Annotated in this window: 10 protein-coding genes; all 10 read left to right on the top strand. The window is 72.6% G+C overall.

Translation table 11 applies throughout. The features are described 5' to 3' along the window. Window positions 1-126: 126 nt before the first annotated feature. The 10 genes from ACN9M0_RS37985 to ACN9M0_RS37940 all read left to right on the top strand — a co-directional run bounded on the left by ACN9M0_RS37985 (window position 127) and on the right by ACN9M0_RS37940 (window position 13,120). Entirely contained in the window at window positions 127-996 is an 870-nt protein-coding gene (locus ACN9M0_RS37985) for a D-alanyl-D-alanine carboxypeptidase family protein (protein ID WP_366040163.1), read from the top strand. 543 nt (window positions 997-1,539) lie between these two features. Beyond that, on the top strand, window positions 1,540-1,779 hold the full coding sequence (locus tag ACN9M0_RS37980; protein ID WP_366040131.1) for a hypothetical protein: 240 nt from the start codon (window positions 1,540-1,542) through the stop codon (window positions 1,777-1,779). A 121-nt stretch (window positions 1,780-1,900) separates the two neighbouring features. Further along, window positions 1,901-2,707: an HlyD family efflux transporter periplasmic adaptor subunit gene (locus tag ACN9M0_RS37975; RefSeq protein WP_366040130.1), complete on the top strand. Its 807-nt coding sequence runs from the start codon at window positions 1,901-1,903 to the stop codon at window positions 2,705-2,707. Between the two features lie 155 nt (window positions 2,708-2,862). Then, window positions 2,863-4,980, top strand: a complete 2,118-nt coding sequence (locus ACN9M0_RS37970) for an NHLP family bacteriocin export ABC transporter peptidase/permease/ATPase subunit (protein ID WP_399695663.1) — start codon at window positions 2,863-2,865, stop codon at window positions 4,978-4,980. A 1-nt stretch (window position 4,981) separates the two neighbouring features. Further along, window positions 4,982-7,939, top strand: coding sequence for an NHLP bacteriocin export ABC transporter permease/ATPase subunit (locus ACN9M0_RS37965; RefSeq protein ID WP_426405142.1), 2,958 nt, complete (start codon window positions 4,982-4,984; stop codon window positions 7,937-7,939). Window positions 7,940-8,025: 86 nt separating this feature from the next. Continuing rightward, window positions 8,026-8,976, top strand: coding sequence for a class A beta-lactamase (gene bla / locus ACN9M0_RS37960; protein ID WP_426405141.1), 951 nt, complete (start codon window positions 8,026-8,028; stop codon window positions 8,974-8,976). Between the two features lie 830 nt (window positions 8,977-9,806). Then, complete coding sequence (locus tag ACN9M0_RS37955; RefSeq protein ID WP_426405140.1) at window positions 9,807-11,201, top strand: rhodanese-like domain-containing protein; 1,395 nt, start codon at window positions 9,807-9,809, stop codon at window positions 11,199-11,201. A 102-nt stretch (window positions 11,202-11,303) separates the two neighbouring features. Beyond that, the gene (locus ACN9M0_RS37950) at window positions 11,304-11,888 is read left to right on the top strand and encodes a rhodanese-like domain-containing protein (RefSeq protein ID WP_426405139.1); all 585 of its coding nucleotides are present in this window, start codon (window positions 11,304-11,306) and stop codon (window positions 11,886-11,888) included. Continuing rightward, entirely contained in the window at window positions 11,885-12,799 is a 915-nt protein-coding gene (locus ACN9M0_RS37945) for a sulfite exporter TauE/SafE family protein (RefSeq protein WP_426405138.1), read from the top strand. Before ACN9M0_RS37950 ends, ACN9M0_RS37945 begins: the two co-directional genes overlap by 4 nt. A 78-nt stretch (window positions 12,800-12,877) precedes the next feature. After that, window positions 12,878-13,120, top strand: coding sequence for a metal-sensitive transcriptional regulator (locus tag ACN9M0_RS37940; protein WP_366040162.1), 243 nt, complete (start codon window positions 12,878-12,880; stop codon window positions 13,118-13,120). Window positions 13,121-13,134 lie beyond the last annotated feature (14 nt).

The raw sequence follows: 13,134 nt of genomic DNA, 5'->3' as shown, positions 1-13,134 counted from the left end.
GCGCCGTCGCAGGACCCTGCTGCACCTGGGCCGGCTCTCCCGCGCGACCCGTGTCGGGCCCCTGCGGACCCGGAAGACATCGATCTCTACCAAGGGCAGAAGACTTTGCTGACTCCGACACTCGGCCTGCGCAGTGCCGTGACCGTCTCGCTCACGGCCTCGGCCGTACTGGCCGGCGGCCTCTTCGCCGGCCAGGCGCACGCCGCCGCGCCGCCCACCCCGTCGATCACCGCCCCGGGCGGCTTCGTCATGAACAACGGGACGGGTACGACGCTGTTCGGGAAGGCCGCGGACACCCGCCGGTCGACCGGGTCCACCACGAAGATCATGACCGCGAAGGTGGTGCTGTCCCAGCCGAACCTCAACCTGGACGCCAAGGTCACGGTCCAGAAGGCCTACAGCGACTACATCGTCTCCAAGAACGCCTCCTCGGCCCGGCTCATCGTCGGGGACAAGGTGACCGTCCGGCAGCTCCTCTACGGCCTCATGCTGCCGTCGGGGTGCGATGCCGCCTACGCGCTGGCCGACAAGTTCGGCACCGGCACGACGCGGGCGGCCCGGGTCAAGTCGTTCATCGGGAAGATGAACGACGAGGCGAGGCGGCTCGGCCTGCGCAACACCCACTTCGACTCGTTCGACGGGATAGGGAGCGGGCAGAACTACTCGACTCCGCGCGATCTGACGAAGATCGCGAGCAGCGCGATGAAGAACTCCACGTTCCGCACCGTCGTCAAGACGAAGTCCACGCAGCAGAAGGTGACCACGAAGACCGGCGGTTACCGGTACATGTCGTGGACGAACACGAACAAGCTGCTGAGCACGTACAGCGGTGCGATCGGCGTGAAGACCGGTTCGGGTCCGCAGGCCAAGTACTGCCTCGTCTTCGCGGCGACCCGCGGCAGCAAGACGGTCATCGGCGCGGTGCTCGCCTCGCCGTCCGAGACGAACAGGGCTGCCGACGTCAAGAAGCTGCTGGACTACGGCTTCGCGAGGTAGGGGTAGAGGCAGAGGAACGACCACCGGCGGCCGGCGCTCCACCGCGCCGGCCGTCACCGGCTGCCTCCCGTTCGACGGGAGGCAGCCCGGCACCGGCGACACGCACCTTTCCGCACCACACGGACGCCACGACGGCCGCGCGATGGCGCGCCGGGCGGGGGCCACGCGGGCGCGCGCCGGGCGTCGGCGCCTGACCCGCCCCGGTCGGAAGCGCACCTTCCGGAAACCTGCACAACGTGAGCGTGTGGAGGGGCGGCGCCTTCACCGTTTCCCGACACCACGGGGGCCCGGGCCGCCCGGACAGCACCCTTCTGCCCCTTTAAGTTCCCCGCGCGAGGCGGGGCGGCCGAATCTGTTACTCGGATCCGAGGAGAAGGTGTCGGCGTTCGGTGAAATTGAATGCACGGCCGCTTCCCGGCGTGCAGAGACACCCGCTCCCGGGCGTCAACCGAGTTTCTCCGGTCGGCCGTTCGCGTGATTGGATCAATCTCGCTGCGGCCGCAGAAGACGGATTCCCCCCCCCATGAACGAAGGGTGCGCATCATGCGTCACGACCTTGAGACCGTTGAGATCTCCGACGCCGACCTCGACGCCGTTTCCGGCGGTCTCGTCACCGTCTCGGGCGGCCTCGTCGGCGCTGTGACCGGCGACGTCACCACCATCCTCGGCACCGTCGGCTCCCTGCAGACGGTCCAGGGCGTCGAGGGCCTCGTCGGCGGCGTCCCGGGCCTGGCCTCCGGCATCACCGGCGTCCACGTGAACGCGGGCATCGCCGGCATCTGAGCCGTGCATCGGCCGTGAACCCCGGAACCATCCCGGTTCCGGGGTTCACGGCCACCCTTGAGACCGGCCGCGGAAAACCCGACCGCGGAAATGCGAGAGAATGCAGCCGAGGGAATAGTCCGTGCAGTTCCGCCGCAATGCGCTTTCCAAGCTGCAATCACCCGAAGAACTCGACGTGCCCGTGCGTTTCGCGCGCCCCCAGGGCCGCCTCGTGCTCGCCGTCACCGTCGTCGTCATGGCCGCCGCGGGCTTCTGGGCCCTCACCGGCACCGTGACGTCCAAGGTGAACGCCCCCGGCCTGCTCACCCACGCCGAGGGCACCTACCTGCTGCAGAGCCCCGTCGCCGGACAGGTCACGGATGTCCTCGTCGAGGAAGGCCGTCCGGTCGCCGCCGGCGCGCCCCTGGTGACCGTCCGCACGGACCGGGGAGACCGGCCCGTCCGCGCCGTCGCCGGAGGTCGCGTCACCACGCTGTACGCCAGGCTGGGTTCGGTCGTCACCACCGGTGCCGACGTGGCGACCGTCGAGCGCGTGACCGACCCCGACGCCCCGCTGAGGGCCGTCCTGTACCTGCCGGGCGACACCGCCGCCACGATCCGTGTGGGCGCCCCGGTGGACCTCGGTGTCCAGTCCGTGCCGCGCGACCGCTTCGGCGTGCTGCGCGGCCGTGTCGCCGCCGTCGGCCGCACCCCCCAGACACAGGCGCAGCTCGGTTCCTTCCTCGGCGACGCGGGGCTCGCCGCACGGTTCTCCCGCGAGGGCGATCCGGTCGCGGTGCTCGTGACCCTGGACCGCTCCCGCGCGACCGCCTCCGGATACGCCTGGTCCTCCACGGACGGTCCCCCGCACGCCCCCGCCTCCGGCACGCCCGTCAGCGGCGCCGTCCATCTCACCGCGCAGCGCCCCGTCGACTGGCTGCTGCCGTGAGCGCGTCGAGGGCGGCCGCCCCGTCCCGGGCCCGTTCCGGCGGCAGGTCGCGGAACACGTCCCGCGGGCTCCCGCCCGCCGACGGGCCCCGACGCCGTACGCCCGCCGCCAAGGGCCGACGGCCGAGGACCGTCCGCACTCCCACCGTGCTCCAGATGGAGGCGGTCGAGTGCGGCGCCGCCGCCCTCGCGATGGTGCTCGGTCATCACGGCCGCTTCGTCCCGCTGGAAGAGCTCCGCATCGCCTGCGGCGTCTCCCGCGACGGATCCCGGGCCGGCAACCTCCTCAAGGCGGCCCGCGGTTACGGTCTCCAGGCCAAGGGCATGCAGATGGACCTGGCCGCGCTCTCCGAGGTGGCCGCTCCTGCAGTCCTGTTCTGGGAGTTCAACCACTACGTCGTCTACGAGGGCACGGGCCGCCGTCTCGGCCGGCCCGGTGTGTACGTCAACGACCCCGGCAGCGGACGCCGGTTCGTCCCCATGGACCAGTTCGACACCAGTTTCACCGGCATCGTGCTCACCTTCGAACCGGGCCCCGGGTTCCGCGGCGGCGGCAGCCGGCCCGGTGTCCTCGCCGCCCTCCCCTCCCGGCTGCGCGGCACCTCCGGGACGATGGCCGCCGCGGTCGTCGCGAGCCTGCTCCTGGTGGCCGTCGGCGCGTGGGTGCCGGCCCTGAGCCGTACGTACATCGACATGTTCCTCATCGGGAACCAGACGTCCCTGCTCGGTGTGGTCTTCGCGGCGATGGCGACCGCCCTCGTCCTCACGGCGACGCTCACCGCTCTCCAACAGGCCAATCTGCTGCGCGGCCGCCTCATCGCCTCCACCCTGGGCAGCGCCCGCTTCCTGCGGCACCTGCTCCGGCTCCCGCTCGCCTTCTACGCCCAGCGGAACCCGGCGGACCTCGTCCAGCGCCTCCAGACGAACGACGCCGTCGCCGAGACCCTCGCCCGCGACCTGGCCGCCGCGGCCGTCGACGCCGTCGTCGTGCTGCTCTACGCGGTGCTGCTCTGGACGTACGACCCGCAGCTCACCGTCGTCGGCGTACTGATCGCCCTGCTCAACGTCCTCGCCCTGCGCATCGTCGTCCACGTACGGGCCACGGGCACGCAGAAACTGCGCGCCGAGAGCGCCCGGCTGACCAACACCGCGTACAGCGGGCTCCAGCTCATCGAGACGATGAAGGCCACCGGCGGCGAGGACGGATTCTTCCGCCGCTGGGCCGGACAGCACGCCACCACCCTCGACGTGCAGCAGCGGCTCGGCGTGCCCAGCGCCTGGCTCGCGGTCGTCGCGCCCACCCTCGCCGCGCTCAACAGCGCGCTGATCCTCATGATCGGCGGGTTGCGGGCCGTCGAGGGGCACCTCACCGTCGGCCTGCTCGTCGCCTTCCAGGCGCTCGTGACCGGCTTCACCGCGCCGATCACCCGGCTCAACGGAGTGGCCGGCCGCATCCAGGACTTCGCCGCCGACATCGCCCGTCTCAGGGACGTCGAGAACTTCCCCGTCGACCCGGTCCACACCCGGCGCGCCCCGCAAGCCGCCGCCCGCCGGCTCACCGGTCACGTCGAGCTGGAGGGCGTCACCTTCGGCTACAGCCCGCTCGACGCCCCGCTGCTGAAGGACTTCTGGCTTTCCGTCGGCCCCGGGCAGCAGGTCGCCCTGGTCGGCGGCTCCGGCAGCGGCAAGTCCACCGTCTCGCGGCTGATGTCCGGCCTCTACACCCCGTGGGAGGGCGCCATCCGCATCGACGGGATGCGTCTGGAGGACATCCCGCGCAGCGCCCTCGCGGCCTCCGTCTCCTTCGTCGACCAGGACGTCTTCCTCTTCGAGGGCACCGTCCGCGACAACGTGGCGCTCTGGGACCCGTCCATCCCCGACGAGGCCGTCGTCGCCGCCCTCCAGGACGCCGCCGTGTACGAGGAGGTCGCCCGCCGTCCCGGCGGCATCCGCAGCCGCGTCGAGCAGGACGGCCGCAACTTCTCCGGCGGCCAGCGCCAGCGGCTGGAGATCGCCCGTGCCCTGGTGCGCCGCCCCAGCGTCCTGATCCTCGACGAGGTGACCAGCGCCCTCGACGCGGCGACGGAACAGATCGTCATCGACAACCTGCGCAGGCGGGGCTGTGCCTGCGTGGTCATCGCCCACCGGCTGAGCACCGTGCGCGACAGCGACGAGATCGTCGTCCTCGACCGGGGCACGGTCGTGGAGCGGGGGCGCCACGAGCAGCTCGTCGCGGCACAGGGCCACTACGCCGGCCTGGTCAAGGAGCACTGAGGTGAACTTCCCCCACCCGTCCGCCGAGTTCGCCGGCGCACGGCACGGCGGCGGCGCCCCGGACCCGGTCGTCGCGGCCCTGGGCGCCCTGGGCACGGCGGTCGACTGCGCCGGCCTGGGCAGCCTCGCCCTCGAAGGACCGCACGTCCTCTGGCTCGTCGTCGACGGCGCCATGGACCTCTTCGCCGTCGACGCGGCGCGGCTCGGCCCCTGGCACTTCCTGGGCCGCCTCGAAACGGGCACGCTGCTGCTCGGCCCGGTGGACGGCCCCGCGCACACCCTGATCGGCCGGCCCGCGCAGGGATGCCGGCTGCGCCGCGTCGAGCTGCGCGAACTGCCGTACGTGGCCGTCGAGGAGTACGGGACGCACGGGTACGGGGAGCAGGGGTACGGCGGCCGGTGGTACGAGGGCCAGTGGTACGAGGACCAGAGCACGTACGGCATGCCGGCCGAACCCCCGCTCAGCCCCCTGGAACACGCCTTCGCGCTCGGCATCGGGCGCGGGCTGCGCGTCCTGTACCAGGCCGCCGTCGACGACAGCCCTGGCGGAGCCTCCGGCGCGGCCGACGACGACGTCCTCTGGATGCGGATCACCCCCGGCAGCATCGCGTACGGAGCCGCCTACGCCACGGGCCATCAGGGTCACGGGGCGTACCAGGGCGACGGGTCCGGCACCCTCCTCGTCGACCCCGCGACCTGGCAGGGCATGGTCGACCAGCAGTACCGGCTGCTGTACGCCCTGGACGGCTGGATCGAGCAGCTCGAACGCGATCACGAGGACCGCGCGGCCGCCGGGATCGAGGCCGGACGGGCTGCCAGTACGCGGGCCGACCGCACCCTGCTCGCCTCCATCGGCCGCTCCGGCGACCGTGCCGGCGGCTCCTCGCGGGACCGCACCGACGACGCGGTCTACGCCGTGTGCCGGGCCGTCGCCGACGAGGCGCGCATCATCCTCGCGGAGCCCGCCGACACCGGCGCGGACCCCGGCCACCTCGACCCCGTCGAACGCATCGCGCTCGCCTCCCGGATCCGCACCCGCGGCGTCCGGCTCGGCGACCGCTGGTGGCGCGAGGACAGCGGACCCCTCGTCGGCCATCGCGCGGCGGACGGGACGCCCGTCGCCCTGCTGTGGCGGCGCGGCCGGTACGTGGCGTTCGACCCCGCCACCGGCGAGCGGGAGCCCCTCGGTCGGACCGGCGCCGCTGCCTTCGCGCCGCGCGCCGTCATGTTCTACCGGCCGCTGCCCGACCGGTCCCTCGGCCTGCTGCGGCTGCTCCGGTTCAGCGCCCGGGGAACGCGCGCTGAGCTCCGTGACCTGCTGCTCGGCGGGCTCGTCGCGGTCGCCCTCGGCGCCCTCGTGCCCGTCGCCACCGGCAAGGTGCTCGGCACGTACGTACCGGCGGGCGAGACCGGACTCATCGTCCAGGCCGGCTTCGCGATCATCGCCACCAGCGTCGTGTCGGCCGCGTTCATGCTGCTTCAGAACACCGCGATCCTCCGCATGGAGGGTCGTATCGAGGCCACCCTCCAGCCGGCCGTCTGGGACCGCCTCCTTCGCCTGCCGACGACGTTCTTCGCCGGGCGGTCGACGGGCGAACTGGCCGCTGCCGCCATGGGCATCAGCTCCATCCGCCGGGTCCTGTCCGGCATCGGCCCGGTCGTCGTCCAGGCGGGCACCGTCGGCACGGTCAACCTGGTGCTGCTCCTCGTCTACAGCGTGCCCCTGGCCCTCGTCGCCCTCGCCCTGCTGCTCGCCACGGCCGTGGTCTTCCTGGGCCTCGGGCTCTGGCAGCTGAGGTACCAGCGACAACTGATCCGGCTCGGCAACAAGCTCGACAACCAGGCCTTCCAGACCCTGCGCGGCCTGCCCAAGCTGCGCGTCGCGGCGGCCGAGAGCTTCGCGTACGCCGCCTGGGCGGGACAGTTCGCCCGCACCCGCGAGCTGCACCGGCGCGTCGGGCGGATCAAGAACATCCTCGCGGTCCTCGGCGCGGTCTGTCTGCCGCTGTGCACGCTCGTGATGTTCGCGCTCCTGGCCGGTCCGGCCCGCGGCACCCTGTCCGCGAGCGAGTTCCTCACCTTCAGCACCGCCGTCACCATGATGCTGTCCTCGGTCACGCAGCTGACCGGCGCGCTTCTCTCGGCCGCCGCCGTACAGCCCATGTTCGAGCAGATCAGGCCGGTGTTCCGGGAGACGCCCGAGGTGCGCGGCTCCAGCGCCCGGCCCGGCGAACTGACCGGGGCGATCGAGGCCGAGAACCTGTCCTACCGCTATGCGGAGGACGGTCCGCTGGTCCTCGACGGGGTGAGTCTCCGGGTGCGTCCGGGCGAGTTCGTCGCGATCGTCGGGGCCAGCGGCTGTGGCAAGTCGACACTCCTGCGGCTGCTCATCGGCTTCGACCGGCCGGCCTCCGGCACCGTGCGGTACGACGGTCAGGACCTCGCGGCGCTCGACCAGGCGGCCGTGCGCCGCCAGTGCGGCGTCGTCCTTCAGAACGCGCAGCCGTTCTCCGGCTCCGTCCTCGACTGCATCCGCGGCGCCGGGACGTACCCGCTGGAGGACGCGTGGGCGGCCGCCGCGATGGCAGGCCTGGCGGAGGACATCAAGGCCATGCCGATGGGCATGCACACGATGCTGTCCGACGGCGGAGGCACCGTCTCGGGCGGTCAGCGCCAGCGGCTGATGATCGCTCAGGCGCTCATCCGCAGACCCCGCGTCCTCTTCTTCGACGAGGCGACCAGCGCCCTCGACAACGAGGCGCAGCGGACCGTCATCGAGTCGACCCGCGCACTGAACGCGACGCGGATCGTGATCGCGCACCGTCTGTCCACCATCATGGACGCGGACCGGGTGATCGCCCTGGCGGACGGCCGGGTCGTCCAGGAGGGCACCCCCGCCGAACTCCTCGCCGACACGACCGGGCTCTTCCACGAGCTGGTCCGGCGCCAGCTGGGCTGAGGTGGCCCGAGGCGCGCGTGGCGGAACCGGACGGATGGTCGTGGGGGTGTACACGTACGACAGTGATCGCTGCGGAAGGAAACACCTTGCACTCCCCCGGATCAGATCCGTCCCGCCGTACCGCCCTGGCCCTGGGCGTCGGCACGGCACTCACGGCCGCGCTCGCCGCGAGCGGCGGAACCGCACAGGCCTTACCCGAGGCGGGGGGCATCGTCGCCCGGCTCAGGCACCTGGAGCGCGAACACACCGCGCGACTGGGCGTGTTCGCCCGTGACATGCGCACGGGCAGGACCGTGGCCCACCGGGCGCACGAGCGCTTCCCGATGGCCTCCGTGTTCAAGACGCTCGCCGTCGCGGCCGTGCTGCGCGACCTGGACCACGACGGGGAGGTCCTCGCCCGGCGCATCCACTACACGGAGGCGTACGTCGCCAGGTCGGGCGCCTCACCGATCACGGGTCTCGCCGAGAACATCTCCGGCGGCATGACCGTGTCCGACCTCTGCGACGCCGCCATCCGCTTCAGCGACAACACCGCCGCCAACCTGCTCCTCAAGGAGCTGGGCGGCCCCACCGCCGTCACCCGCTTCTCCCGCTCGATCGGCGACCGCGTCACCCGGCTCGACCGGTGGGAGCCCGAGCTCAACTCGGCAGAGCCCTGGCGGGTCACCGACACCACCACCCCGCACGCCATCGGCCTGGGCTACGCCCGTCTCGTGCTCGGCGACGCGCTGGAGCCCCGCGACCGCGAGCGGCTCACCGACTGGCTGCTCCGCAACACCACCAGCACCGAGAAGTTCCGCCGCGGCCTGCCCGCCGACTGGCTCCTCGCCGACAAGACCGGCTCCCCGCGCCACGGGGGCGCCAACGACGTGGGCATCGCCTGGCGACCGGACGGCACGCCGATCGTCCTGGCCGTCCTCACCACCCAGCCCGAGGAGGACGCCCCTACGGACAACGCGCTGGTGGCCGGGACGGCCGCGCTGCTGGCGGAGGAGTTCGACCGAGGGGCCGTACGGGACGCAAGCTCCGGCGGCTGATCGGTAGAACCACACCCCGGAGGGGGTGGTCGTACGGCCGGCGGCAGCCGCTCGGGGGGCGGATCGGACGGGCGGCGCGCCGGCGAGCGGAGGACGCGCCGGTCTGTCTCGACGCCCGGCGGGCGGACTGCCGCTCCCCCGCCCGCTGCAGTCGCGCTTCTTCGGCGCCCGGCACGGGCGGGCCGTGCGCGAACTGCCCTGGACCCCGCCGAACGGGGCCACCCACGATGTCGCGGTGCGAGAGCTCCCACGCGAGGACTGCCGCGACGAAGCGACGCCGATGAGCTCCGGGACGGGGCGCAGGCCGTAGCTGGCGGCCAGGTAGCCGACGAGCAGGGCGTTGGCGCCGAACGCGGTGTATCCGGCGGCCTCGGCCCCGGCGTGGTGACAGTGGGCGTGACGTCCACGAGCGGTCGCCTCCGCGCCAGTGAAGCATGTACTCCCAGGTCGAAATACCCCACGGGGTACCTCTCTCGCACCGCCGAGCACGCTTCCACCTGGGATCCACAATACCCTGGGGGGTATTTGACTTTCCCGGCGACGCCACCTTACGGTCGAGTACGTAAATACCGGTGGGGGTATTCGAGAGGCACCCATGACGACCGGAGCAGGCCACCGAACATCTCGCGGTCCTCAACCCGGACGCCGCCTCCACCGGGGCCGGCACCACCCGCTCGCACACGGTCCGGCCGCCCGCGCCGCCCGAGCATCCGGGGCCACCGGACCTCGGCCCGTCACACCCCTCACACCTGTCACACCCGGCGCGCGACCGCCCCGCGCCCCAGCACCTCCGCACCCACCCGGTGCGCGCTCCTGATGAAGGGACTGCCGTGTTCTTCGCCCAGTACTACCTCGACTGCCTCTCCCAGGCGTCGTACATGATCGCCGACGAGACCACCGGTCAGGCCGTGGTCGTCGACCCGCGCCGCGACGTCTCCGAGTACCTGGCCGACACCACCGCGCACGGGTTCACCGTCGTCGGCGTCATCAACACCCACTTCCACGCCGACTTCGTCGCCGGCCACCTGGAGATGGCGGACGAGACCGGTGCCTGGATCGGCTACGGCCGGCGCGCCGAGACCGAGTACCCCATCCGGAAGCTCGCCGAGGGCGAGCGGATCTCCCTCGGTGACGTCACCCTGGAGATCGTGGAGACCCCCGGACACACACCGGAGTCGATCAGCGTCCTCGTGTACGAGCGGGCCGAGGACGAGGTGCCGTACGGGGTCCTGACCGGCGACGCGCTGTTCATCGGCGACGTCGGCCGTCCCGACCTGCTCGCCTCGGTGGGCGTGACCGCCGAGGAGCTCGGCGCGATGCTGTACGACAGCGTGCAGCACAAGCTCATGGGGCTGCCGGACGAGGTACGTGTCTTCCCCGCGCACGGCGCCGGATCGGCCTGCGGGAAGAACCTGTCGACGGAGAAGCAGTCGACCGTCGGCGAACAGCGGGCGACCAACTACGCCTGCGCCCCGATGGACCGCGAGGAGTTCGTCGCGCTCGTCACCGCCGGCCGGCCGGCCGCGCCCGGCTACTTCGCGTACGACGCCGAGCTCAACCGCAAGGACCGGGCCCGCTACGACGGATCGGCCCCCCGTCCGCTGCCGCTAGCCGAGTTCACCGGACTGCGGGCCGGCGGCGCGATCGTCGTGGACGCACGGGACCCGCAGGAGTTCGCGGCCGGGCATCTGCGCGGCGCGGTGAACGTGCCCGCCGACGGCCGCTTCGCCGAGCAGGCCGGCACCGTGCTCCGCCCGACCGCCGAGCTGGTCGTCATGGCGCCGCAGAACCGGGAGGAGGAGGTCGTCACGCGCCTCGCCCGGATCGGCTTCGACCGGGTCGTCGGCTACGTGCGCAACCCCGAGGACGCCCTGGAGGCGCTGGCCGACGAGGTCGCCCCGGCGAGCCGGGTCACCGCCGCGCACCTGCGCACCGCCCTCGCGGGCGAGCAGCCGCCGGTCGTCGTGGACGTGCGCACCTGTGGCGAGCGCGAGGCGAACGGCTTCATCGGGTCCGCCCTGCACATCCCGCTCAGTGAACTCCCGGACCGCGCGGACGAGTTGCCCGGCGACCGGCCCCTGGTCCTGCACTGCGCCGGCGGCCACCGCTCCTCCATCGCCGCGAGCCTGCTGCGGCAGCGCGGCTTCCAGGACGTCTCCGACATCCTCGGCGGATACGCCGCCTGGGCGCTGATGGAGTCGGCGGCCGGGGCCGTCGGCGCCTGACCGCCACCGCGCCCCTCCCCCGGGCCCGCGGCCGACCTGGGCCCCTCACCCTCTCGCATATCCCCCCCCGGTATCTGCCCACCCGACTCGAAGTGGAATCCCATGAGCCCCACCCCCTCCCCTGCCACCTCCCTCACCCCGGCCGCGCTGCACAGGCTCGTCCAGGAAGGGCGCGCGCCGCGCCTGCTCGACGTGCGGACGCCGGGTGAGTTCCGTACGGCGCACATCCCGGGCTCGTACAACGTGCCCCTGGACACCCTGCGCGAGCACCGCGCCGAGCTGCTGACCCACCTCGACGAGGACGTCGTGCTCGTGTGCCGCTCCGGGGCCCGCGCCTCCCAGGCCGAGAAGGTCCTGGCCGAGGCCGGGCTGCCGAACCTCCGCGTGCTGGAGGGCGGCATCGTCGCCTGGGAGACGGCCGGCTCGCCCGTCGACCGGGGACCGGAGCGATGGGACATGGAGCGCCAGGTCCGGCTCGTGGCCGGCTCGATCGTCCTGGCCACCGGCCTCGTCGGGGTGCTCGTTCCCGGCGCCCATCTGATCGGCACCGCGGTCGGGGCCGGCCTGACCTACGCGGCCCTCAGCAACTCCTGTGCCATGGGCGTACTGCTGTCGAAGCTGCCGTACAACCGCGGGCCCCGCCCCGACGTCCGCACGGTGATCGCGGAGCTGCGGAGCGCCTCGTGACCGCCCTGATCGTCGCGGCATCCCTGCTCGTCGGCGTCAGCCTCGGCGCCCTCGGGGGCGGCGGCTCGATCCTGACGGTGCCGATCCTGGTCTACCTGGCCGGACAGGACACCAAGGAGGCGATCGCCACCTCCCTGTTCGTGGTCGGCGTCACCAGCCTCGCCACGCTGGTCCCCTACGCCCGGGCCCGCCGGGTCCGCTGGCGGACCGGCCTGCTCTTCGGCGGGTTCAGCATGGCCGGCGCATACGGCGGCGGACGCCTCGCCGAGTACATTCCGGGCACGGCGCTGCTCGTCGCCTTCGCCCTGGTGATGCTGGCCACGGCGGTCGCGATGCTCCGCAAGCCACGGCACGGCCGGGAGAAGGCGCGCCGGGTCCATGCCGACCTCCCCGTGAAGCACATCGCCGTGGAGGGTCTCGTCATCGGTGCGGTGACGGGCCTGGTCGGCTCGGGCGGCGGGTTCCTCGTCGTCCCGGCGCTCGCCATCCTCGGCGGGCTGCCGATGGGCATCGCGGTCGGCACCTCGCTCCTGGTCATCGGGATGAACTCCTTCGCCGGGCTCGCCGGGCACCTGTCGGGCGTCCAGATCGACTGGAGCCTGGCCCTGACCGTGACCGCCGCGGCGGTGGTCGGGAGTCTCGTGGGCGGCCGGCTCGCGGGCCGCATCCCGCAGGACGCGCTGCGCACGGCGTTCGGCTGGTTCGTCGTCGTCATGGGCGTCCTCGTACTCGCGCAGCAGCTCGACAGCGCCGTGTGGACCCATCCCGCGACATGGGCGGTACTCGGGACCGCACTGACCGGCGCGGCCACCGTCCGGCTGTGGCGGACGTCGAGGGCGCCGCGGGCCCATCCGCGACGAGCCGGTCGCGGGGCTCCGCGCCCGTGGAGGGACATGAGGGGCACACCGTGACGTCCTGATTTATACCCCACGGGGTATTCTTGCCAGCAGGGGGTGAAGGAGGTTTCCGTGCAAGTGGACGAAGAATCGATGCGGCCCGTCCTGAACCGCCTGCGGCGGGCTCAGGGACAGCTGGCAGCCGTGATCACGATGGTCGAGTCGGGCCGCGACTGCAAGGACGTCGTGACCCAGCTGGCAGCCGTCTCCCGCGCCCTGGACCGGGCCGGATTCAAGATCGTGGCGAGCGGGATGCGGCAGTGCCTCACCGACGACTCCGACACCCCGCCCATGACGCAGGAGGAGCTGGAGAAACTCTTCCTCGCCCTCGCCTGACCCTCACCCCGGCC

The sequence above is a fragment of the Streptomyces sp. R-07 genome (assembly GCF_049913175.1).
Lineage (GTDB): Bacteria > Actinomycetota > Actinomycetes > Streptomycetales > Streptomycetaceae > Streptomyces.
Note: the sequence above shows the minus strand (reverse complement) of the source record. Positions and strands in the feature narration are given on the sequence as shown.